Raw genomic sequence first — 21,549 nt, 5'->3', positions numbered from 1 at the left:
TTGTATTTAAACTATAACTTATTACCCCTGTTCCCTGACAGAACATCCACTGGCAGCCATGAAGGCAGAGCGCAGCTGTCATGCCACGTTAGTTCGCCGGACCAATCGGTCAGTTTATGCATTTGCCCCAGCCCTCCCGGCCGGCACCAGCAAAGCTGATGGAATGACGGCTTCTTTGGACCTCCACGAGGGATATATGTCGTTTCTGAAAAACGCGAGTATTCGCACCAAAATACTGTCTGTGCTCATCCCGCTCTGCGTCGTCGGACTGAGTGCCACAAGCTTCGTTGCAAGCCGCTACAAGGCCGCCGACACCAGCTATTCGGATTTCATCTCTTCGGACAACGTTGCGGCCGTGGAATTTGTGCGCGTCAACCGCAACCTGGCCGCCTCAGGCTACGCCGCCTATCAAATTCTTACATACTCACGCACCGACCCGGCCATGACGACTGCAATAGCTTTCTACAAGGAAAGCAAGACGGCTCTGCTGATGCGCCTCGACACCGTTCAGGCAGGACTGGCGTCGAAAATGCCTGAGGTCAACGGCATCGCCATCCGTGTCAAGGAAGCCCTTGCACTGATCGACAAGGCCGTCGAGGCCGGCTCCTCCGATCGTGACGAAGAGGCCCGCGCGCTGCTTGCGCAGGCGGACCTTCAAATCATGCCGCTCGGCAGGGACATGGTCACTTTGCTGGATCGCTTCAACAAAGGCATTGCCCAGACCAGCGACGAGATGACCGAGACCACCAATGCCCTCATTTTAAAGACGCTCGCAGCGCTGGTCGTCATCTTTGCCCTTGGCATCATCGCCTCACTCATCATCGCGACGAAGGGCATCACCAAGCCGATCGCCAGCCTTCGCGAACGCATGGCATCGCTGGCACGCGGTGAGACGGAGGCCCCTGTCGAAGGTCAGGATCGCCGCGACGAGCTTGGCGCCATGGCGGCAGCCGTTGCCGTGTTCCGCGACAACGCGCTGGAGCGCATCCGTCTCGAACGCGAAGCCGATGCCAACCGCAGCCTGTCCGATCGCGAACGCATCGAACGCGACGCGCAGAAGGCAAAGGACGCAGCTGACACACAGTTCGCGGTGGACCAGCTTGCCGGCGGACTGGCAAAGCTTGCGCAGGGTGATGTCGCCTACCGCCTCGACACGCCGTTCGTCGCGCATCTTGATGCGCTGCGCAACAACTTCAACGATTCGGTTGCCAACCTTCAGGAAACCCTGCAGGCCGTCGGCAACAACGCTCGCGGCATCGACGGCGGCGCCAATGAGATCCGTGCGGCCGCCGATGATTTGTCCAAGCGCACCGAACAGCAGGCTGCATCGGTCGAAGAAACCGCAGCCGCCTTGGAGCAGATCACCACCACGGTGAAGGATTCCAGCAAGCGCGCCGAAGAAGTCGGCAACCTCGTCACCAAGGCCCGTGCCGGTGCCGAGCGTTCCGGCGCAGTCGTGCGCGATGCGGTCACCGCCATGCAGGGGATCGAAAAGTCCTCGGGCGAGATCTCCAGCATCATCGGCGTCATCGACGAAATCGCCTTCCAGACCAACCTTCTCGCCCTGAACGCCGGTGTCGAAGCCGCGCGTGCCGGTGAAGCGGGCAAGGGTTTCGCCGTCGTCGCACAGGAAGTCCGCGAACTCGCACAGCGGTCTGCCAAGGCCGCCAAGGAGATCAAGGAACTGATCACCGCATCGAGCGAGCATGTCCGCTCCGGCGTCCACCTCGTCGGCGAGACCGGCAAGGCGCTGGAAGTCATCGTCGCCGAAGTTCAGGAGATCAACCGCCACGTCAACGCGATCGTCGACTCCGCGCGCGAACAGGCGGTCGGACTGCAGGAGATCAACACGGCGGTCAACACGATGGACCAGGGCACCCAGCAGAACGCCGCCATGGTGGAAGAATCGACTGCGGCCAGCCACTCGCTTGCCAAGGAAGCAGCCTCGCTGAACGACCTCCTGTCGCGCTTCAACCTCGGCCAGAGCGAAAACCGCTCCGCATCGAACGGTCGTCGCGGCCATGCTCCGTCGGCTCCGATGGCCGTATCGCCGGCCTCGCGCCAGACACCATCGCCGGCACGAGCGCTCGGCAACCGCATCGCTTCAGCCTTCGGCGGCGGTTCGTCATCGGCCGCGGCACAGGCCCAGTCCTGGGAAGAATTCTGAGGCCCAGCCACAAAACCCGGCCACAGATTGAGTAAACTATGACGGGCGGCCATGGCCGCCCGTTTTCCGTTGCGGCGCGGCACCTGCGGTGCGGTTGAGAAAACTGCTCCCCCAAACCGACGTTTCCGCTGGCAAGGTCGCCCGGATATGGTAGTTGTCGGACAACCATCGAGGAGGAAGTTTTGCGCATGTCCAAGCCGCTGACCATTGCCGATCTGAAGACCATGGCTCGCCGTCGTGTGCCCAAGATGTTCTTCGATTATGCCGATAGTGGCGCCTGGACCGAAGGCACCTACCGTGCCAACGAGGATGACTTTTCCAAGATCAAGCTGCGCCAGCGGGTGCTGGTCGACATGACCAACCGGTCGCTGGCAACGACGATGGTGGGACAGGCAGCGGCGATGCCCGTGGCGCTCGCACCGACCGGAATGACCGGCATGCAGCACGCCGATGGCGAAATGCTGGCAGCGCAGGCGGCCGAAGAATTCGGCGTTCCCTTCACGCTGTCGACGATGAGCATCTGCTCGATCGAGGATGTGCGCTCGGTCACCACCAAGCCGTTCTGGTTCCAGCTCTACGTGCTCAAGGACCGCGGCTTTATCGAACGGCTGATCGGCCGCGCCAAGCAGGCCGGCTGCTCGGCGCTGGTCGTCACCGCCGATCTGCAGATCCTCGGCCAGCGCCACAAGGACATCCGCAACGGCCTGTCGGCACCGCCCAAATGGACGCTGAACAGTGCCCTGCAACTGGCAACCAGGCCACAATGGTGCCTGGAAATGCTGCGCACCAAGCGTCGCGGCTTCGGCAATATCGTGGGCCATGCGAGCAACGTCTCGGACCTGTCGTCGCTCGGTGCCTGGACCGCCGAACAGTTCGACCCGCGCCTCTCCTGGGACGATATCCGCTGGATCAAGGACCTGTGGGGCGGCAAGCTGATCATCAAGGGCATTCTCGACGAGGAAGACGCGCGGGCCGCAGCCGACACCGGCGCCGATGCGATCATCGTTTCCAACCACGGCGGCCGCCAGCTGGATGGCGCCCCCTCCTCGATCAGCATGCTGCCGAAGATCGTCGAAGCCGTCGGTGACCGTATCGAGGTGCATTTCGACGGCGGTATCCGCTCCGGTCAGGATGTGCTGAAAGCCGTGGCGCTGGGGGCCAAGGGCACCTATATCGGCCGCCCCTTCCTCTATGGCCTCGGCGCGATGGGAAAGCCGGGCGTGACTGCAGCGCTCGACATCATCCGCAAGGAAATGGACATCTCGATGGCCTTGTGCGGAAAGCGCGATATCGAAACCTGCGGCCGCGACATCATTGCCGACGTGAGGTTCTGATTTCTTCTTCTGAGCCTAGGCCCACAGTCTGCCGCAGGGCCATGCCTGGGACGACCGCGTGGAGGCCTGGGCGATCCGTGCCGCGAGCATGTCGAGCATTTTCGGCAGGTCATAGGGTTTGGCAATGAAGGCGCAGCCGGGTTGAAGCTCGGCTTCGCACAGGACATGACCGCCTGACGTGACGATGACGGCGGTATCCCGGTAGCAGCTGCAGATCAGCTTCATCAGGTCGAAACCGTCGAGGGCGCCGGGCATGTCGATATCGGTAATGACCGCGTCAACGGTTCGGGACTGCCCAAGGACGGCCACCGCCTCGAGCACGTTCGATGCCTCGAGAACCGTATAGCCGGCATCCTCCAAAGTGTCTGCCAGATGCAGCCGGATTAGGGGCTCATCTTCTACGACAAGCACGGTACGCTGATACAAAGCCATGTTCGCCTCCGATGTAGTTCGCTCCCTCAACGCCTGCCATCTGATTTCGATGTGTCCCGTCCGTCAGTCTTTGCTAACAATATTAATAAAATGCGAACAATCGCATATTCGCCGCGTCTGCCGGTGGAACCACGCCGCGTTCCTGCCCGTTCGCAGCCTTGGAGGATGGCCCTAACAGCATCGCTTACAAGGAGAATTTCATGCAGCGCTTCAGCGAAAAAGTCGTCATCGTCACGGGCGCGGGATCGGGCATCGGCAAGGCGACCGCAGAACGGTTTCTTGATGAGGGCGCCTTCGTCGTGATCGCCGGCCGCACCCCCGAAAAGCTTGAGGCGGTTGCAGCGCCCTACCCCAAGGACCGCGTTCTCGTGCAGGCCTGCGACATGGCGGACGAGGACCAGGTGAACGCTCTGGTCGAGGCCGCGGTCAAGACGTTCGGTCGCGTGGACACTCTCGTCAACAATGCAGGCGTGGCGGTGCAGGGCGATGTGTCATCGCTGTCGACCAGCGACTGGCGCAAGGTGATGGCGACCGATCTGGACGGCGTGTTCTTCGCAAGCCGCGCGGCAATCCCGCATCTGAAGACGACCAGGGGCTCGATCGTCAACGTCGCTTCTGTCTCCGGCACCGGTGGCGACTGGGGCATGGCGGCCTACAATGCCGCCAAGGGTGGTGTCGTCAATCTCACCCGGGCGATGGCGCTGGATCACGGCAAGGACGGCATTCGCGTCAACGCGGTCTGCCCGAGCCTGACCCGCAGCGGCATGACGGACAGCATCATGGACAACCAGGAACGGCTGGCCCAGTTCAACGCGCGCTTTGCGCTGGAAGGCCCCTGCGAGCCGGCCGATGTCGCCGCCGTGATCGCGTTTCTGGCGAGCGACGATGCGCGCTTCGTGACGGGCGTCAACCTGCCGGTCGATGGCGGGATCTCTGCGTCCAACGGCCAGCCTTCGAAGTAAGGTGGAGGCCCGGCGAAAAGCGGCTGAGGCTCAGGAGCACCAGCCGGACTTGCCGGCGCCCGGGCGCTTCGCCAGTCCCTCTTTGACGAGGATATCGGCAAGCGAGCGGCCGTTGCGGGTGACTTCGCGCAACTGGTGACCGTCCACCGCCGCATCATTGCCGCGCCAGCTCATCAGGTCGAACGGACCGGAATCGAGAAATGCGCGGACCCGGAGCTTGGCATCGCTCGCCTTGATCCGCTCGGCCTCGCAGCGGGGCTTGGCGATATTGGGAACTTCGACGCCGACCAGCCGGATCTTCTGGCCGTGGAAGACGAAGCGGTCGGCGGACACGACGCAGTCGTCCTGCTTGGCGGTGCCGCAGAGAAAGAACTTCGCCTCATAGGCGCCGGCAAGCTTCTCGCCCACTCTCGGCGCCCCCGGCTGATCCGCCGACTGTGCGGCAACCGCGTCCAGGCCCGGCTTGCCGATCGGCGCCGGCGGAATGATCGCCGCCGTCTGGCTCTGGTCAAGCACAGCGGCCGGCCGCGGCGTGACCGGGCGCTGCAGAGGTGCTGCGGCGACGACCGGTTTGGGCGGTACCGGATTGTCATCGCGCGGCACCGGCTTCGAGGCTGTCTGAACGGGCTCTGAAGAGGTGAGACTGCTCACGAAGCGGTGCGCGGCTGTCGAATGATCGTAGAGCGCGATCGAGCCGCCGACCACGACAAGGGCTGCCCCCCAGAGCCAGAGCGAACCGCCCGAACGCGAGGAAGAGCGTTTGGTCCCGGCGCTGCGCTTGCGTTTCGCAGCCGGTTTTGCGCGTGATTGAGCCATCGAATCATCCCCTGTCTCGTCGCAGGGGAGTATCTGGAAGAAGCCTTGCGGAATGGTTTCCGTCGGAATTTTAGCGGTGGATAGAGAATTGAAGGGGCATGGGCGCGGCCCGACCGACCCTCGCGTCCGACATCTCTGGCGTTACCCTAACCGCTCTCAATCTGCGGCGTAGCAGACTGCCTGAAGCTTGTTTCCATCGGGATCGCGGACATAGGCCGCGTAGTAGTTTGGACCGTAATGTGGGCGGGGACCCGGTTGCCCCTCACTTTTGCCCCCCAATGCAAGGGCATGTTCATGGAACGAATGAACTTGATCCCTGGTATCGGCAATGAAGGCGATGTGCGTGCCGTTTCCCCACGTTGCCGGACGACCGTCTTCCGGGGTGTAAATGTAAATCGTCGGCATCTTGCCGTCCCGTTCGTATGCCAACGGCTTTTCTGGTGGTTTCGGCAATCTTGAAAAGCCAATCGCTCCGAGGACAGCATCATAGAACTTCGCCGATCGATCCTTGTCGTTCGTTCCCAGCGTGATGTGGCTGATGATGGACATGAGAACCCCTCGCTACCTTACGGGAATATCGAAGCCTGCCATGGATCTCAGCTAGCCGAGCTCACACCCTGCCGGTCGCGAGTGCGCTTGCCCAGTCGGGACGGTCGTTTTTCGCGGCAAGCCGCGACATTGCCATGTGGTCGTAGGCAGCGGTGCGAAATGTGGGCGTCCAGCCTTTGTCGGTCTTTTCGATCACCGCGTAGGACGCCAGAGCATGGCCGGTTTCGACCTTGTGATAGACGGGGGCATCGTCGTCATAGGCGGGCTGGCCGACGCTGCCGGGATTGACGATCAGCCGGCCATCCGAAAGCTGCACGACACGGGCGACATGGCTGTGACCGCAGAGGATCAGCGATTGCGCGATGCCCTCGGCCAGCGCTTCGATCTCGGCTTGCGGCCGCAGCGTCACTTGGCTGTCAGCCGACACCGTTTCGAGCCAGTAGAGATTGTCGTTCTCCGGGGTCGCGTGGCACAGGTAAACGTCGTCGCGCCAGACCTTGGTGAATGGCAGTTTGCGCAGCCATTCGAAATGCCGCGGTGCCAGCTGCCCGTGCGCGTGCCGATCCGAGGCCGCCAAGGCGTCTGGTGGCGTTTCCAGGAGGTAGCGATCGTGGTTGCCGCGCACGGTCTGCGCTGCGGCCTCATCGAGAAGCAGCAGCAGGTCACCGGTCCTGTCAGCCTCCAGTGGGCCGCTGAAACAATCGCCGAGATTGACGATGTCGCGGATGCCGAGGTCTGCGATGTCGTCGAGCACCGCCTGCAGTGCGGCGCAGTTTCCGTGGATATCGGCGATCGCTGCAAAGCGCATCAGCTTCCCCTGTAGGTGGAATAGCCATAGGGCGAGATCAGCAGCGGCACATGATAATGCGCCGAGACATCGGAAATGCCGAAGCGGATCGGGATGACGTCGAGAAAGGCCGGCTCGGTGAGCGCGACGCCGCGGGCACGCAGGTAGTCGCCCGCATGGAAGACAAGCTCGAAGATGCCGGTGACGAAGGTGTCGCCGGAGAGGATCGGTCCGCCATCAATGCGGCCATCGGCATTGGTCGTGACCGTCATGAGTTTTTCGCGGGCGTCGCCGTCGATCCGGTAGAGGTCGATGACGAGCCCGGAGGCAGGCGCACCGCTCGCGGTATCGAGCACATGGGTGGTGAGGCCGGTCATAGGCTGGGCTCCGTGATGCGATAGGGTTTGTCGAAGAAGAATTCCTCGAGGTTTGCCGCCGTGTTGTCGCGATCGACGACGAGAAAATCGCTGACCTCACCCAGCGCCATCAGCGGATGATGCCAGGTATTGGCGAAATAGTTCACGCCCTGATGCGGCTGCGCCAAAAAGATTTTCGGACGCCCCGGCCGGCCGTCCTCGTCGTCGGAGACGCCCACCAGAAACGGCCGCCCCGACAGCGGCATGAAACTCTGGCTGCCGAACGGATGCCGCTCCATCATCCCGACCTCGTGCGGGAAACTCCGCGGCTGGCCGCGAAAAATGTTGAAGATCAGCCGCTCCGGGGCCCCGACTACGACCGGTGAGGCCAGCCCATGGTAGCGCTCCGTCGTGCCGTTGTTGATCAGCCGCATCGTCGCCGGATCGGCCTCGATCACGTCGCCATAGGCTGCGAATGCTGCTTTGGTGAGCGGGAGGATGTGGAGGGTTTCGGGGTCGGTCAAATCATTCGCCTTGGGCATGGAAGTTGCGCAGAGAGTGGAGTTGGTCGAGAAGGTCGGGAATGGATGTCTGAACCGTATCCCACAGAGTTTCCACATTGATGCTGCGATAGCCGTGCGCGATGCGGTTTCTCATTCCGCGGATCTTGATCCACGGGATATCCGGATGGTCGGCCACGAATTCGGGAAACTCCTTGGCAAGCTGCATGGAGGCTTCGCCGATCATCAGCAGGTTCATCCCGATGCCCCGCTGCGCGAGAATTGCCGGCGAAGTCCTCATAGGTCATGCCTGCGACAAACGTCCGGATCTCCTGCCCGATCTCAAGCATTTCATCGATGTAGGTCTGGAGCCGCTCGATGCTCATACCGGCTTGGCTTCCCGCAGTATCCGCTCGCGCAGGCGCTCGGGAAGATCCCCGGGTGTGAGAAGGTCGACATCGGTGCCCGACATCATCTCTTTCAGCTCTTCCAGCAATCCGCCGAGATCAAACAGCGTTGTGCCGGGCAGTGCATCGACGAGGATGTCGATATCGCTATCCGGACGATCCTCACCCCGCGCCACCGAACCGAAGACGCGCGGGTTCGCCGCATTGAAGCGTTTCGTCGCTTCGCGGATAGCCACACGGTTTTTCTCCAGCACTTCCGACGGTCTCATGAGGGCGAGAACTCCTGTTGCGGTCACTATAGGCGAAGGACAGGCAAGGGAAAAGCGCGCCTCACGTCTCCGGCAAAAGGGCCAGCAACCGCAGATGCGCGATCCTTTCCACCTGGGCGCAGGCGGTCGCAAATTCCTGATCAGCGTCGTTGCCGACGCGGGTCTCGAAGGCGGCCAGAATGTCGTCCCTTGTCAGGCCTTTCACGGCGATGATGAAGGGGAAGCCGAATTTTGCGACATAGGCGGCGTTGAGTTCGGTGAAACGTGCGTGCTCATCTGGGCTCAGACGATCGAGCCCGGCGCCGGCCTGTTCGTTCTTGCTCTCTTGCGTCAGTCCGCCGGCGATGGCGAGCTTGCCGGCAAGGTCCGGATGGGCGTTGAGGATGCCGAGCTTCTCCTGCGGGTCCGCGGCGCGAAAAACCGCCACCATCGCCTCATGCACGCCCTTGGCGGTCAGCGGCACGAAGATCATGCCGCCGTCATAGGCGCGCTCGGCGATAAAGGGCGAATGTTCGAACACACCACCGAAGGTCGCGACGAAATCGTTGCGGGCGGTCATCGTGCAGCCACCGTGCTGGTCATCGACGCATCTGAGGGCTTGTGATGGGCGTGCCAGTGGCGGGCGATCTCGATGCGTTGCGGCAGCCAGACCTTGTCGTGGGAGAGCACGTATTCCATGAAACGGCGCAGCGCCGCCACGCGGCCTGGGCGCCCGACGAGGCGGCAATGCAGGCCGACCGACAGCATCTTTGCCGCCCCCTCCTCGCCTTCCCGGTAAAGTGTGTCGAACGCATCCTTGAGATAGGTGAAGAACTGATCGCCGGTGTTGAAACCCTGCGGCGTGGCAAAGCGCATGTCGTTGGTTTCCAGCGTATAGGGGATGATCAGGAACGGCTTGCCATCCAACCCGGGAACCCAATAGGGCAGATCGTCGGCGTAGCTGTCGGACGAATAGAGGAAACCGCCCTCTTCCATGACGAGCTTCAGCGTGTTGTCGGATGGCTTGCCCTGATACATGCCGTAAGGACGCTCGCCGGTAAGCTCCGTATGCAGGCGCACCGCCTCAAGGATGTGTTCGCGTTCCCGCGCTTCGTCGAAATCCTTGTATTCGAGCCAGCGGTAACCGTGGCTGGCGATCTCCCAACCGGCTTCCTTCATGGCAGCGACAGCTTCGGGATTACGGGCCATGGCAAGCGTCACGCCATAGACGGTGGTCTGCACATTGAGTTCGGTAAACAGCCGGTGCAGCCGCCAGAAACCGGCGCGAGAACCGTATTCGTAGATCGATTCCATGTTGAGATTGCGCTGGCCCGGCCAGGCGGCGGCGCCGACGATCTCCGACAGCAAGTTTTCAGACGCCGGATCATCATCCAGGATCGAGCTTTCGCCGCCCTCTTCGTAGTTGATCACGAACTGCACGGCGATATTGGCGCCACCGGGCCATTTCGGATCGGGCGTGTGGCGGCCATAGCCGACGAGATCGCGGGGGTAGTCTTTCATGGTTATGGGCATGGTCCACCTCGATTATCTCTTGTGGAAGGTAGCCCAGCCTTTCCGCCGATGTCGAGACGGAACGTGATCGCTCAGGCGATCTTGCGGGCGGAAACGCGCCCCATCGGATGCAGAGAATGCACATGGAACGGTGCACCGGGCTCATTCTCGACGAACAGCGCGATGTTGGCGATTTCCAAGGGACGCAGCAGATACGGATTGAAATGGGCGCGCAAGGCCGTTTCGAAACGCGGCATCTCGGCCGGTGTCATCGGGCCCGTCAGCGTCATGTGAAAGCGGTATTCTTCCATCACGTAAGGGTTGCCCCAGCGATGAAGATTGGAAAACTGCGGTGCCGAGAGATCGCCGGGATCGGCGCGTTCCAGTTCGCCTTCCGAGAGCGGCGCCCGAAACGCATCGAATTCCTGCACGACGGCGCAGGCGAGAAACCGCATCCGCTCGCAGGGAAGTGCCGGCACAAGCCCGAAATAATTGCCGAGGCGGGCCACTTCGAGAGGCGGCAGTTCGAACGGATCATGGGCACCGGCAAAGCGCATCAGATGGCGCAGCAGCATCTGTTCGGTGATTTCAGGTGCCAGCCGGAACGGCGCCTTCAGCGTGGCGTGAAAACCGCAGCGGCGCGGCAGCGCGGTATGATAGGCGATCTCATGTAAACCAAGGTTGCAGATCTCGGGCGGCTCCATCGCCTCGCCGGAATAGGCACTGCGGCCGAGCCATTGCGCCGCGGCAAGCGTCAGCGGATCATGCGCAGGTGGCGTAAAATAGAGTGCGTAGCGCATGCGTCACCTTTTCTGCCCCTGTTCGTTTATTCACGCATGCTCATCAATCCCACGAATTGGGTTACGCGATTTGCGTGACAGATTAACGACGAGAAAGGGCCTAAACGCGCGTTTAACGCGTAGCAACCGCAAGATGATCCGAAAGTATAAAACTCTCGGGAAGCGAGTGCTCCTGGCCGATGACGAAACCGAGCGCGGCATCCGCAAGCCTGTGGGCAAACCCGAAGCTGACCTTGAAGCCGCCGGTGAGAGCAATGACGCGCGGATGGCCGGGATGCGGCCCCACCATAGGCTCGCGACCGATCGCCTTGGGCCTGAGGCCGGCCCAGCGCTCCACGACTTCCGCATCCTGCAATGCCGGCACCAGCGCCCGGGCGCGAACCAACAGATCGTCGAGCTTGGCATCGGTGGCAAACGGCGCGTCGAACTCCTCCTCGCTGGTGCTGCCGACCGCCACATGGCCATCGTCATGGGCGATCACATAGAGCCCGTTGAGAAACAGGATCGGCAGCGACGGATCGATATCGGCCTTCAACAGCGCCGCCTGCCCTTTCACCGGCTGTCCCAGCGGAACCGAGATGGATGGAGACAGGGGACCAAGCAGCGGAAACGACTGCGGACCGGCGGCAATCATGCAATGGCCAAAACCGATCGAGCGCCCATCGGCAAATTCGACGCGGTTTGCGACAGGGTCGATCCGCTCCGCCTGCAGTCCTTCGATCACGCTGACATGCCGGGCGTTGCCAAGGACGGCGGCGAGCGCTGCCATCAGATGGCGGGGGGAAACGCGGGCGGCAAACGTGTCGTGCACGATGCCGGCTTCGGTAAAGGACGGATCAGGCCAACCGGCAAACGGCGACGCATCCAGCACATGCCAGTGGAACGGATCGCCGTCGTGCCGCCAGTTGATCTCGGCCTCCTGCTGATGGCGAAGGGCGATGGGCCGCAGATGCGGTTTCGGCAGCGGGATCAGCCTGCCGGAGCGGCGATAACCGCAGGACAGCCCGGTCTCGCCTTCGAGCCGCGAAACTTCGTCTTCGAGGGCGACGAGTGCGTCGAATTGCGCCTGTTTCTTGTCGTTCCAGCGGTCGGGCACATGCGACATCAGCGCGCCCAGAATGCCGCCGCTGGCACCCTGCCCCAACCGTCCGGCTTCGACCAAAAGGGTTCGGATGCCGAGCCGTTCCGCCTTGACCGCGGCCCAGAGGCCCATGATGCCGCCGCCGATGATCAGGAGATCGACATGATCGCCGGGGAGATGCGGCATCGCTGGCGATTGACCCCGGGGACCTCGAGGATTATCCGCATCTTCCATGAGCAATCACGATCCCGAAATTGTAAAAGACGACGCCACGCCTGAAGCCCCGGCGCTCGACTGGCATGACGGCGATATGCCGTATTCGACCGAATTTGGCGACCACTTTTATTGTCGCACCGATGGCCGCCTGGAATGCGGCCATGTGTTTCTGGCCGGAAACGGAATGCCTGAGCGCTGGAACGACATGTCACCGACCGAAGACACGTTCCGGATCGGCGAACTCGGTTTCGGCACCGGCCTCAACGCCTGCGAGACCTGGCGCCAGTGGGCGCTTTTCCGCAAACCCGGCACACGGCTGCATTTCACATCGTTCGAACTCTATCCGATGCAACGCGACGAGATCGGGCGGGCACTGGCGCGGTGGCCGGAAATCGATCCGCAGCGGCAGGCACTGACGCAAGCATGGCCGGATGAGCCGAGCGGCCGGATCACCATCGACCTCGATGACCAGACGACGCTCACGGTTGTCTGCGACGCAGCGCTCGACGGCGTCACGGCTGAAGAGGCTGACTTCGATGCCTGGTTCCTCGATGGCTTCGCGCCGTCGCGGAATCCCGACATGTGGTCGCCGGAGCTGATGCAGGCACTTTTCGACCGCACCCGCCCGGGCGGCACGTTCGGAACCTATGCGGCGGCAGGCTTCGTCCGCCGCAATCTGGCGGCCGCGGGTTTCACCGTGGAGCGCCAGCCCGGCTTTGCGGGCAAGCGCGAGATGCTGCGCGGACGCAAGGACTGAGGCTCTAAGACCTCAGTTGCCATCCAGCGCCGAAACGACGACGGCGCCGTCCAGCCAGTGGCGGATCTTGTTCTCAAGCGCTTCGGGACTGATCGGTTTCGACAAATAATCGTCCATGCCGACCTGGAAGCAGAGTTCGCGGTCGCTTTCGAGCGCATGGGCGGTGACGCCGATGATCGGGACATGCGTGCCGGTCGCGTTTTCGAGTTCGCGGATCTTGCGGGTTGCCTGGTGACCGTTCATCACCGGCATCGACACGTCCATGATGATCACCGCCGGATCATACTTCTGCCAGGCCTCGACCGCTTCCGCCCCGTTCTTGACGATCTGGAACAGCCAGCCGGTCATCTGCAGGATCTGGGTAAAGACGATCTGGTTGACCTCGTTGTCCTCAGCGACGAGAACATCGAGCGTTGGTTTGATCACAGGAGCGACGGTGTTTTCCTGCGCCACCGGTTCTGCAGGCTTTGAGCCAGCTGTGTCGACGGCTGGAGTAAACGACGCAATGAGCGGCACCGCCTGCCCGGATGCGCGGCGCCGGGTGCGGATGACGCGGACGACGTCGATGATCGTGCTGCGCAAAAGGGCTGCGCGGGCGGGCTTCATCAGATGCGCCTGAACATTGAGCTCGGCAAACATCGTCTCGTCGTTTGCCATGTCCATCGACGTCAGGAAGACGATGCCGGTGAAATCGAAGCGCCTGTCGCGCCGGATCGCCTTGGCGCAGTCGAACCCGTTCATCTCCGGCATGTGATAATCCAGCACGACCACATCGATGACGATGCCGAGCCTGGTTGCTTCGTGCAGGAAAGCAAGACCCTCCGCCCCGTTTTCAGCGGCAACGGTCTCGAAGCCCCACATGCTCAGCTGCTCGGTGAGGATGCGGCGGTTCACAGCGTTGTCGTCGATCACGAGCACCCGGGCACCGCTGGTGCTGACCGGCAGCGTCACTTCCATCTTGCGTTCGGCAACCACGGCAAACGGCAGGTTGACGGTAAAGACCGAACCGCGGCCAAGCTCGCTCTCGACCTCGACGGAACCGCCGAACAGCTCGACCAGACCGGACGTGATTGCAAGGCCAAGCCCGGTGCCTTCATGACGGCGGGTGGACGACGTATCCACCTGGCTGAACTTTTCAAACACCGACCGAAGCTTTTCTTCGGGAATGCCAAGGCCGGTATCCTCGATGCGGATCGACAGCATCAGCTGGTCACCATCGATCGGCCGCGACTTCAAGTCGATGAAGACATGGCCCTTTTCGGTAAATTTGACGGCATTGCCGACCAGATTGGTAACGATCTGGCGGAAACGGCCGGCATCGCCGAGGACCGTTTCGCGCACCGAAACCTCGCCCCGGACGATCAGTTCGATATCCTTGTCGGCAGCGGCCGACGACAGAAGCGTCGCCACGTCCTCGATTGCCTCGACAGGATCGAACGGCGCCTTGCGCAGCTTCATCTGGCCGGCATCGATCTTGGAAAAATCGAGAATGTCGTTGATGATCGTCAAAAGCGCATTGCCGGATTTGACGATGATGTCGACGAAGGTTTTCTGGCGGGTATCGAGGCTGGACTTGGCGAGCAGTTCGGCCATGCCGAGCACGCCGTTCATCGGCGTGCGGATCTCGTGGCTCATGTTGGCGAGGAATTCCGACTTCGCCCGGTCGGCCGCTTCCGCCCGGTTGAGCAGGCGCGTCAGGTCCGCCTCGCGTTCCTTGCTCTCGGTGACGTCCGTGAAGACCGCAAGCCAGTGGTCGTCCCCGGTCGGACGGGCCTCGAGCTGGATCCAGCGGCGGTCCTCGACGCGGAACGAGGTAAATACCGGCTCTCCAGAGGCAACGCTTGCTTCCCATTCGCGCAACGCCGCGGTCGAGGTGCGCGCATCGCCAAGATCGCCGCGTTTTGCGCAGTAGCCAAAGACGTTGCGCCAGCTTTTGCCGATCGACAGCATGTCGGCCGGCATCTCCAGCATGGCGGCAAGCGCATCGTTTGAAAAGATAATCGCGCCGTCATGCAGGATGAGCAGCCCTTGAGACATTGCGCTGGTTGCGTCGCGCATCAGCGCGCCGTGTTTCTGCAGCGCTTCCTGCGCTTGCCGGATGTCCGCATCGCGTTGGCGCATCGCGGTGATATCGGTATGGCTGATGAGGATCTTGCCATCGGTCAGCTGCGTGCCCGAAATCAGCAGGTAATGGCCGCCATGCGTGCGGATCTCGATCGGCGGATGATCGTTGCTGGCTGTCAGTGCGGCGATGCGGGCATTGTAGATCGCATCGAAATCCAGGTCCGAGCCGGCATAGATACCGTTGTCGTAATTGACCTTCATGAAATCCCGGTAGGAACGGCCGGCCAGATCGAAGCGCTTGTCCGTATCCCAGGATGTATAGAAGGCGGGGTTGGCGTATTCGAAAACCAGATCCGCATCGAGAATACCGATGCCGACCGGCTGGGCCGACAGGATCGTCTGCAGATCCTGGCTGACCTTTTCCGCCTTTTGCTGCGCTTCCTTGATCAGCGACACGTCCGTGCGCGAGCAGACCAGATAGCGGCTGCCGTCGTCAACCTCGATCGAGCGCAGGCGTGTAAGAACCGGAATGACCGAACCGTCCGGGAAGGTCATATCCTCCGACTTGTCGATCGCCTCGCCGTCCAGCACGCGGGCGTTTTCGTCCCAGAACCGCTCCGCCGCCCAGGGAAACATCTGGGCTTCCGTCTTGCCGAGATAGTTTTCCCGTTCGCTGCCCAGCATTTGCTCGTAGGCGTGGTTGGCATAGGTCAGCTCGTGCTTTTCGTTGCGAACGAACACGGGGGCCGGCAGGTCTTCCAGGATGGCGCGGAAAAGCCCGGTTTCCGCCACCTGGCTGCGCAGCAGCATCTCCTGGTCCTTGAAGTCGGTGACGTCGTGGCGGATGGCGATCAGCAGGCCATTTTCCAGCCGCTTGTTGAGACTGCGCATCCAGCGACCATCCGGCAGCTTGTCGATCCGCTCGTGATAGGGAACGAGGAAGGCACGGAGACGCTGTTCCACCCACTTCTCGCGCGGCGCAAGCGTTAAGGACGCATTGCCGCTTGCCGCACGTTCCCGCTGATCATAGGCGCGGTGGATGATGTCCTCCAGCGCTATGCCCGGCTTGATGACGATGCCGCAGGCATCGAAATGGTCGACAAGCTGCGAATTGCAGTAAACGAGCACATTGTCGCGGTCGTAGATGCCGATGCCCATTTCGAGCATGTCGATCGCGTCGTCGAGAAGACCGTTCTCAAACAGCGAAAACGGCTTCGCTGCCGTCTCGAGCGGCGCGGGGACGCCATTACCCGTTGGGCGCGATGCAGCGCCGACCGGCAGGAAATGGCCGAAGACGTAGGAATGATCGTCCTCCGTCAAAAACCGTTCGATATGGATCTCATGGGAGAAAATCCCGTCGGCGTTGAACGCCAACGCCTTTTCTTCGGCACCGAACACCAGGGCGCGGCATTCCTTTTCCTTGCGCTCGTCCTTTTCGCCATCGCTGCCGAGGCTGCGGCTTGTCTGGCCGACGAGCTCCTCCGGGCGAGCGCCGACCATGGCCGCATAGGCGGGGTTGACGGCGACATATGCGAGCCGGCAGTTCTTGATATAGGCGGGTTCGGGGAGATCCACGATGCGGGCGCAGGCCCGCTCCAGAAACTTGCTTTCCAGGCGTTCGCTCTTCGTGTGCACCCTGCCCCGCTCACTCCCGCGCATGCGGGATCCCACCATTTTTCGGAAACCGACCCGATAACACCATAGCGAGTATTAACAACACGTTGCCCGGAACACAGGGTTGTTTAATATTTGCGTTTTCGCAAGTTCGAATGGAGTGCGGCCGGGGGCGTTTCACGCATCGAGGATCAACGCAATGACACTAAATCGGCAGCATCAGGCAACCTTGGACGCCGACGCCGGTTAACCCTGACGTGAAGCGAACAAAGGAAATTTTCGATGATGAAACTTGTGACGATTGCCACGCTGACGCTTGGCCTTGCAACATCGGCATTCGCTCAAGGTGCATCCGGTGGATCCGCAGGTTCCGGCGCATCTGGCGCAGGCGCTGCATCCGGAACGAGCAGCGGCACAACCGGCCAGACGCCGTCCAACACACCGTCCAAAACGCCGTCCAATAGCGCCAACGATGGGACGACCACGGGCAGCACGGATTCCAAGAGCATGACGACCGGAAACGGCACGAGCAAAGGCGGCTGCGACACGACGGGTGTCGGTGGCGCACCTTCGGCAACCAGCGGTTCGACCGACGGTTCCGGCACCACGACGAACAACTGCTGATCATCTCCGGCGCCGGGTTCAGACCCGGCGCTTTTTCTTGCCCGCCAAAACCGCCAGACAGCTCGAGCCACAATTCCTCCCGCAAATTGCCGGGTTTTCGCCGCAATTCAATCTCCGGGCAGACCCTGGGTTGCCGACACCTTTCGAAAAGCAATTTTTCCATGGTGGAGTCTGAATAGGCGTTCAGACTACGGCGATAAAACTTCCATCAATCCGCCGTGATTGAGAGCGACGCTCTGATCGTACCTCGAAACACCACGGGGAAAGGAACCAGGCATGTCGATCATGAAAAAGACCATTACTGCTGGCATTGCGGCTCTCTCAGTCGCCGGCGCACTTGCTGCGACGGCACCGGCAGCGCAGGCCCGCGATCACTACCGTCACCACGGCGACGATGTGCTGCTGGGTGCCGCGGCAGGGATTGCCGGCGGCCTGATCGGCGGCGCGATCGTGTCAGGATCGCAGCGTCCGGTCTATGTGGAGCCGCAATACGAATATGCTCCGCCACCACCGCCGCCGGTCGTCTACCGTCGCGCCTATTATGCCGCACCGCCACCACCACCGCGTTGCCACCATGAATGGGTGGAAAACGAGTATGGCGAAGCCTACCGCGCACGGGTCTGCTACTAAAGCGTCCAGGCGTCCATCAAGATTTGCGATACGGCGGTGCGATGCACCGCCGTTTTTCGTTTTGGGCCGCCACTCTGCGCGACCATTGCCTTGGGGATCGCCGTTCGTGTGGCCGCCGCTCGGAGGGCTGACGACTCGAGAAAATCCCCTGTGACGTGAGTGCCTACCGGGTCGCAGCTAGCGGACAGCCTGCGTCGTTTTGCAGAAGAACCTTGACTTTCGGCGGCAAATCAACCAAATGCATGCCAGCTTTCACCTTCCGGCAGCCGCGTGAGCTGCCCCGCGTCCATACTGACAGCGCGAAGAAGGAACAAGGCGCACAGATAGATCGCCCTCGGGATGAGGGTTCAAGCGCTGGAAAGTAATTTCCAACACACAAGTTCCCAAATCACGCGGGGTTCTTGACGCCACAAGCAGCCCGGATGGCATGGTGCCATTTCGGAGCGTCCGCTTTTGGCGCCCCGAAAGGTATTCGACTTGACGAATTTTGAATCTCTTGGCGTGTCCAAGCAGATCGTCGCCACGCTCACCGAGCTTGGTTTTGAAACCCCGACGCCGATCCAGGCCCAGGCAATTCCGCTTCTCCTCGAAGGCCGCGACCTGATCGGCCTTGCGCAGACCGGCACCGGCAAGACCGCAGCTTTCGGCCTGCCGCTGATCGAGCGCCTGATGGCCGACGCGACCCGCCCCGACAACCGCACCACCCGCGCGCTGATCCTCGCGCCGACCCGCGAACTGGTCAACCAGATCGCCGCCAACCTGAAGACCTTCATCAAGGGCCGCCCGCTCAAGATCAATCTCGTCGTCGGCGGTGTCTCGATCAACAAGCAGCAGCTGCAGCTGGAAAAGGGCACCGACATCCTGGTCGCCACCCCTGGCCGCCTGCTCGACCTGATCTCGCGCCGTGCGATCGGTCTGACGACGGTTCGCTTCCTCGTGCTCGACGAAGCCGACCAGATGCTCGACCTCGGCTTTGTGCATGACCTGCGCAAGATCTCCAAAATGGTACCGAAGAAGCGCCAGACCATGCTGTTTTCGGCCACCATGCCGAAGGCGATCGCCGATCTGGCCGCCGACTTCCTGACCGACCCGGTCAAGGTGGAAGTGACGCCTGCAGGCAAGGCTGCCGACAAGGTGGACCAGTTCGTCCACTTCGTTGCCGGCAAGGGTGACAAGACCGACCTTCTTCGCAAGTCGCTGATGGACAACCCGGATGGCCGCTCGATCGTCTTCATGCGCACCAAGCACACCGCTGAAAAGCTGATGAAGCACTTTGAAAACATCGGTTTCTCGGTCGCCTCGATCCACGGCAACAAAAGCCAGGGCCAGCGCGAACGGGCACTCAAGGGTTTCCGTGATGGCGAGATCAAGACGCTGATCGCGACCGACGTCGCGGCCCGCGGCATCGATATCCCGGCCGTCAGCCACGTCTACAACTACGATCTGCCTGATGTCGCGGAAGCCTATATTCACCGCATCGGCCGCACGGCCCGTGCCGGCCGCGAAGGCATCGCGATCGCTTTTTGTGCACCGGACGAAACGATGCTGCTGCGCGACATCGAAAAGTTGATGAACATCGAGATCAAGACGCTGACCGGCGAGCGCCCTGAGACGATGAACCGTCCGGTTCGCGCCAACGGCGGCAACAAGGGTGGCGGCGCCAATGCCCGCGGCGGCAACAAGGGCGGCCGTGGCGGCCAGCCACGCGGCAATGGCGGCGGCGAAGGCCGCGGTGCCGGTGCTGCCGGCGAAGCCCGTGGCCCGCGCCGCGAACGTCCGGCCCGCAAGCCGTTCTTCGCTGGTGACGGTGCAGAAGCGCCAAGAAGCCAGGCTCCCCGTTCACAGGCTGCACGGCCGGCAGCGGCAAGCGTAGCGCCCGACAACGATCTGTCCTCGACTTCGGATTTCCGTCCGGTCAAGAAGCAGTTCGGCAACCCGGGCGCAAAGACTGGCGGTCGTCCTGACAACCGTGGCTCAGCCAAGCCAGCCGGTTCCGGCAACCGCGACCATGCAAGCCACGGCGCGCATGAAGCCGGCAGCCAGCGCAAGGCCCATCAGGGCAATGCGGCCGCCGCATCCGGCGAAGCCAAGCCAAACCGGCACACGCCGGCCGCAGCCCCCAAGGGCGACGGTCGCGGCCCGGTCCGCTTCGGCAACGACAACCGCGGCCAGGCCCCCATCGACCAGCGCACCGCCGGCCATCAGGGCCGCAAGCGCACCACACGCGCTTAACGCGAGACACGGTTGAGAGAGTTCAGACGGCTGGGAGAAATCCTGGCCGTTTTGTTTGTGGGGTATTGGTATTGGGGGTGGCGCGAGCCGTCTCTTCCCAGCTTCCTGCCACGAAGCGAAGGATGCATTTAGGTGCCGATCGACTTCAACCTCATCCAGCAGATATGACGCAACGGCGTCTTTCAAATGGATTTCATGTACAATAGTATCCCGCAAATGACTGCCGCCTAGACAATCGGGGTGAAATCTTGCTTGGCCCGCTTTTGATTTTCGCACTGTTTTCAACGGACATGAGCTCGGACCGTTTTTCGATTTCGAGAGATTTGCTTCCGTTTGGCGTTCCTGCTGAGTTTGCCGACGGTCGGTCAGCGATTCTCGCCCCGGAAGAGCTGCGAGCCTGCATCATCAGATATGCTGCTGTCGAAAAGGAGCGGCTCCAGCTGAGCATCAAGCGCTTGGCGCTAGCTGTCGAAGAATCACACGGTGTCGTCAACAAGCAGCGTCAAAAGAGTGCTCCGAAAGACAGTTTGGACATGCAACTGGACGAGATCGAGAAATCGGTTGCCGAACAGAACGATTTGACAAAAAACACACGCGAATTCTTGCGGCTACGAGCCAACTTCTTTGCGGAATATCTTGCCTTTGCCGATGACTGCGGCTCCAAAACGTACCGCTCTTCCGACGTGCGGACGTTGTTTCCAAACGGCGTCCCGGATTGATGTGGTCGGCTGGTGCGGTGACGGCCACAAGCAGTCATTGGGGTTGCTGAAATTTATGCATTCCTTCCTTTCTCCATCGAGTATGGAGAAGACCCAAGCTGCAAGCAAGGCAAATGCCGCTACAAACAAGCACGATGGGTCGCAAACCGGAGACAAAGTTTCTGATCAGACCGCATCATCGCCGCGATCTACCACTGCTAATGGAACAAGAAACCATGCTTATACCTGGTGTTAAAGACACGATCACTTACACTATTGTTTTGGTAGAAGCGATAATGGTATTATCGTTTTTCAAGCAGTACACGAATATCATATACCTTAGTGGATTGGCGAGTATAGCAGCTGTTGTCACTCTTCGAATAAGGCACGCACGTTATACTTACACCCCGTTTTCAGATAAAAACGATCCTGTCATCAGGAATAAAGAAATAAGATGGGCAATTGTAATTTTCCCAATAATATTTATCGTAGGTCAAAGCTTTAAGGCGGTTGTCTCCCCTGGTGGTTTCGCGCAAGGCAATGTTGGAATCATCATGTTTTTAGCAGCTGCGTTTGCTTGGGCATTGCTTGAAGGATTTCTTCGCATACGAATAAAGTAAGCAATAATTTTAGACATGGGTGAGCATCAGTATTTAGCATTTTCGATGGCTTAGTCCTCGAACTATTGCATCGACAGAGTCGCCGGTCGGAATTAAAATTGTTACGCACCCTCCTAGCTGCTGCAACAAAACGGTCTCATCAC

The 21,549-nt window shown here is 61.2% G+C and carries 21 protein-coding genes and 1 pseudogene; 9 read left to right on the top strand and 13 right to left on the bottom strand.

The genetic code is table 11. The annotated features are described in order from the left end of the window. The first annotated feature begins 196 nt into the window (after nucleotides 1–196). On the top strand, nucleotides 197–2,167 hold the full coding sequence (locus ASF70_RS22000) for a methyl-accepting chemotaxis protein (protein WP_062582783.1): 1,971 nt from the start codon (nucleotides 197–199) through the stop codon (nucleotides 2,165–2,167). A gap of 188 nt (nucleotides 2,168–2,355) precedes the next feature. Then, nucleotides 2,356–3,501, top strand: a complete 1,146-nt coding sequence (locus ASF70_RS21995) for an alpha-hydroxy acid oxidase (RefSeq protein ID WP_062582781.1) — start codon at nucleotides 2,356–2,358, stop codon at nucleotides 3,499–3,501. 15 nt (nucleotides 3,502–3,516) lie between these two features. On the opposite strand, the gene ASF70_RS21990 is transcribed toward ASF70_RS21995, so the two are convergent. Beyond that, nucleotides 3,517–3,933, bottom strand: a complete 417-nt coding sequence (locus ASF70_RS21990; protein WP_062582780.1) for a response regulator — start codon at nucleotides 3,931–3,933, stop codon at nucleotides 3,517–3,519. 200 nt (nucleotides 3,934–4,133) lie between these two features. Between ASF70_RS21990 and ASF70_RS21985 the strand changes: the two genes are divergently transcribed. Beyond that, entirely contained in the window at nucleotides 4,134–4,895 is a 762-nt protein-coding gene (locus ASF70_RS21985; RefSeq protein ID WP_062582778.1) for an SDR family oxidoreductase, read from the top strand. 30 nt (nucleotides 4,896–4,925) lie between these two features. Here ASF70_RS21985 and ASF70_RS21980 read toward each other — a convergent pair whose 3' ends face one another. The 11 genes from ASF70_RS21980 to ASF70_RS21930 form a co-directional block, all read right to left on the bottom strand. Continuing rightward, complete coding sequence (locus ASF70_RS21980) at nucleotides 4,926–5,711, bottom strand: hypothetical protein (protein ID WP_062582776.1); 786 nt, start codon at nucleotides 5,709–5,711, stop codon at nucleotides 4,926–4,928. 156 nt (nucleotides 5,712–5,867) lie between these two features. Further along, a complete protein-coding gene (locus ASF70_RS21975) occupies nucleotides 5,868–6,260 on the bottom strand; it encodes a VOC family protein (protein ID WP_062582774.1) in 393 nt (130 codons plus the stop codon). 61 nt (nucleotides 6,261–6,321) lie between these two features. Then, nucleotides 6,322–7,068, bottom strand: coding sequence for a metallophosphoesterase family protein (locus ASF70_RS21970; protein WP_062582772.1), 747 nt, complete (start codon nucleotides 7,066–7,068; stop codon nucleotides 6,322–6,324). Then, nucleotides 7,068–7,424: a hydroxyisourate hydrolase gene (gene uraH, locus ASF70_RS21965; protein WP_062582770.1), complete on the bottom strand. Its 357-nt coding sequence runs from the start codon at nucleotides 7,422–7,424 to the stop codon at nucleotides 7,068–7,070. The genes ASF70_RS21970 and uraH overlap by 1 nt, the downstream gene beginning before the upstream one ends. Beyond that, nucleotides 7,421–7,945, bottom strand: coding sequence for an ureidoglycolate lyase (locus ASF70_RS21960; RefSeq protein WP_062582767.1), 525 nt, complete (start codon nucleotides 7,943–7,945; stop codon nucleotides 7,421–7,423). Before ASF70_RS21960 ends, uraH begins: the two co-directional genes overlap by 4 nt. Continuing rightward, a complete protein-coding gene (locus ASF70_RS21955) occupies nucleotides 7,929–8,204 on the bottom strand; it encodes a HepT-like ribonuclease domain-containing protein (protein ID WP_244474104.1) in 276 nt (91 codons plus the stop codon). Before ASF70_RS21955 ends, ASF70_RS21960 begins: the two co-directional genes overlap by 17 nt. Before the next feature lie 81 nt (nucleotides 8,205–8,285). Then, complete coding sequence (locus ASF70_RS21950; RefSeq protein WP_062582764.1) at nucleotides 8,286–8,579, bottom strand: nucleotidyltransferase family protein; 294 nt, start codon at nucleotides 8,577–8,579, stop codon at nucleotides 8,286–8,288. A 61-nt stretch (nucleotides 8,580–8,640) separates the two neighbouring features. Continuing rightward, nucleotides 8,641–9,138 (bottom strand): 2-oxo-4-hydroxy-4-carboxy-5-ureidoimidazoline decarboxylase, encoded by a 498-nt coding sequence (gene uraD / locus ASF70_RS21945; RefSeq protein WP_062582762.1) that lies wholly within the window; start codon nucleotides 9,136–9,138, stop codon nucleotides 8,641–8,643. Then, nucleotides 9,135–10,085 (bottom strand): allantoinase PuuE, encoded by a 951-nt coding sequence (gene puuE, locus ASF70_RS21940; RefSeq protein ID WP_156461922.1) that lies wholly within the window; start codon nucleotides 10,083–10,085, stop codon nucleotides 9,135–9,137. The genes uraD and puuE overlap by 4 nt, the downstream gene beginning before the upstream one ends. A 77-nt stretch (nucleotides 10,086–10,162) precedes the next feature. Continuing rightward, a complete protein-coding gene (locus ASF70_RS21935) occupies nucleotides 10,163–10,870 on the bottom strand; it encodes a DUF1045 domain-containing protein (RefSeq protein WP_062582757.1) in 708 nt (235 codons plus the stop codon). A 112-nt stretch (nucleotides 10,871–10,982) separates the two neighbouring features. Further along, nucleotides 10,983–12,137, bottom strand: coding sequence for an FAD-binding oxidoreductase (locus ASF70_RS21930; protein ID WP_244474103.1), 1,155 nt, complete (start codon nucleotides 12,135–12,137; stop codon nucleotides 10,983–10,985). A 46-nt stretch (nucleotides 12,138–12,183) separates the two neighbouring features. Here ASF70_RS21930 and mnmD point away from each other — a divergent pair, with 46 nt between their 5' ends. Next, nucleotides 12,184–12,924 carry a tRNA (5-methylaminomethyl-2-thiouridine)(34)-methyltransferase MnmD gene (mnmD, locus tag ASF70_RS21925; protein ID WP_062582753.1) on the top strand — a complete coding sequence of 247 codons (741 nt, stop codon included), beginning with the start codon at nucleotides 12,184–12,186 and terminating at the stop codon, nucleotides 12,922–12,924. 12 nt (nucleotides 12,925–12,936) lie between these two features. Here mnmD and ASF70_RS21920 read toward each other — a convergent pair whose 3' ends face one another. After that, nucleotides 12,937–16,647, bottom strand: coding sequence for a response regulator (locus ASF70_RS21920; RefSeq protein ID WP_062582750.1), 3,711 nt, complete (start codon nucleotides 16,645–16,647; stop codon nucleotides 12,937–12,939). Between the two features lie 237 nt (nucleotides 16,648–16,884). On the opposite strand from ASF70_RS21920, the gene ASF70_RS21915 reads away from it, so the two are divergent. The 5 genes and pseudogenes from ASF70_RS21915 (at nucleotide 16,885) to ASF70_RS21895 (ending at nucleotide 21,406) form a co-directional block, all read left to right on the top strand. Further along, nucleotides 16,885–17,226 carry a hypothetical protein gene (locus ASF70_RS21915; RefSeq protein WP_062455440.1) on the top strand — a complete coding sequence of 114 codons (342 nt, stop codon included), beginning with the start codon at nucleotides 16,885–16,887 and terminating at the stop codon, nucleotides 17,224–17,226. 276 nt (nucleotides 17,227–17,502) lie between these two features. After that, nucleotides 17,503–17,856, top strand: coding sequence for a hypothetical protein (locus ASF70_RS21910; protein ID WP_062455439.1), 354 nt, complete (start codon nucleotides 17,503–17,505; stop codon nucleotides 17,854–17,856). 427 nt (nucleotides 17,857–18,283) lie between these two features. After that, nucleotides 18,284–19,770: pseudogene (locus tag ASF70_RS21905) on the top strand (DEAD/DEAH box helicase); the annotation flags it as partial. 566 nt (nucleotides 19,771–20,336) lie between these two features. After that, nucleotides 20,337–20,807 carry a hypothetical protein gene (locus ASF70_RS21900; protein WP_062582747.1) on the top strand — a complete coding sequence of 157 codons (471 nt, stop codon included), beginning with the start codon at nucleotides 20,337–20,339 and terminating at the stop codon, nucleotides 20,805–20,807. Between the two features lie 113 nt (nucleotides 20,808–20,920). Next, nucleotides 20,921–21,406: a hypothetical protein gene (locus ASF70_RS21895; protein ID WP_062582746.1), complete on the top strand. Its 486-nt coding sequence runs from the start codon at nucleotides 20,921–20,923 to the stop codon at nucleotides 21,404–21,406. Nucleotides 21,407–21,549: the final 143 nt, after the last annotated feature.

Source organism: Rhizobium sp. Leaf321, from assembly GCF_001423215.1.
Lineage (GTDB): Bacteria > Pseudomonadota > Alphaproteobacteria > Rhizobiales > Rhizobiaceae > Neorhizobium > Neorhizobium soli.
This window is presented reverse-complemented; position numbering and strand designations above follow the sequence as displayed.

Bases quoted from the DNA above. Each gene is read 5' to 3' on its own strand.
- ASF70_RS22000 (WP_062582783.1), top strand. From the start codon at position 197: ATGTCGTTTCTGAAAAACGCGAGTATTCGCACCAAAATACTGTCTGTG.
- ASF70_RS21995 (WP_062582781.1), top strand. From the start codon at position 2,356: ATGTCCAAGCCGCTGACCATTGCCGATCTGAAGACCATGGCTCGCCGT.
- ASF70_RS21990 (WP_062582780.1), bottom strand. From the start codon at position 3,933: ATGGCTTTGTATCAGCGTACCGTGCTTGTCGTAGAAGATGAGCCCCTA.
- ASF70_RS21985 (WP_062582778.1), top strand. From the start codon at position 4,134: ATGCAGCGCTTCAGCGAAAAAGTCGTCATCGTCACGGGCGCGGGATCG.
- ASF70_RS21980 (WP_062582776.1), bottom strand. From the start codon at position 5,711: ATGGCTCAATCACGCGCAAAACCGGCTGCGAAACGCAAGCGCAGCGCC.
- ASF70_RS21975 (WP_062582774.1), bottom strand. From the start codon at position 6,260: ATGTCCATCATCAGCCACATCACGCTGGGAACGAACGACAAGGATCGA.
- ASF70_RS21970 (WP_062582772.1), bottom strand. From the start codon at position 7,068: ATGCGCTTTGCAGCGATCGCCGATATCCACGGAAACTGCGCCGCACTG.
- uraH (WP_062582770.1), bottom strand. From the start codon at position 7,424: ATGACCGGCCTCACCACCCATGTGCTCGATACCGCGAGCGGTGCGCCT.
- ASF70_RS21960 (WP_062582767.1), bottom strand. From the start codon at position 7,945: ATGCCCAAGGCGAATGATTTGACCGACCCCGAAACCCTCCACATCCTC.
- ASF70_RS21955 (WP_244474104.1), bottom strand. From the start codon at position 8,204: ATGAGGACTTCGCCGGCAATTCTCGCGCAGCGGGGCATCGGGATGAAC.
- ASF70_RS21950 (WP_062582764.1), bottom strand. From the start codon at position 8,579: ATGAGACCGTCGGAAGTGCTGGAGAAAAACCGTGTGGCTATCCGCGAA.
- uraD (WP_062582762.1), bottom strand. From the start codon at position 9,138: ATGACCGCCCGCAACGATTTCGTCGCGACCTTCGGTGGTGTGTTCGAA.
- ASF70_RS21935 (WP_062582757.1), bottom strand. From the start codon at position 10,870: ATGCGCTACGCACTCTATTTTACGCCACCTGCGCATGATCCGCTGACG.
- ASF70_RS21930 (WP_244474103.1), bottom strand. From the start codon at position 12,137: ATGCCGCATCTCCCCGGCGATCATGTCGATCTCCTGATCATCGGCGGC.
- mnmD (WP_062582753.1), top strand. From the start codon at position 12,184: ATGAGCAATCACGATCCCGAAATTGTAAAAGACGACGCCACGCCTGAA.
- ASF70_RS21920 (WP_062582750.1), bottom strand. From the start codon at position 16,647: ATGCGCGGGAGTGAGCGGGGCAGGGTGCACACGAAGAGCGAACGCCTG.
- ASF70_RS21915 (WP_062455440.1), top strand. From the start codon at position 16,885: ATGATGAAACTTGTGACGATTGCCACGCTGACGCTTGGCCTTGCAACA.
- ASF70_RS21910 (WP_062455439.1), top strand. From the start codon at position 17,503: ATGTCGATCATGAAAAAGACCATTACTGCTGGCATTGCGGCTCTCTCA.
- ASF70_RS21895 (WP_062582746.1), top strand. From the start codon at position 20,921: ATGCCGCTACAAACAAGCACGATGGGTCGCAAACCGGAGACAAAGTTT.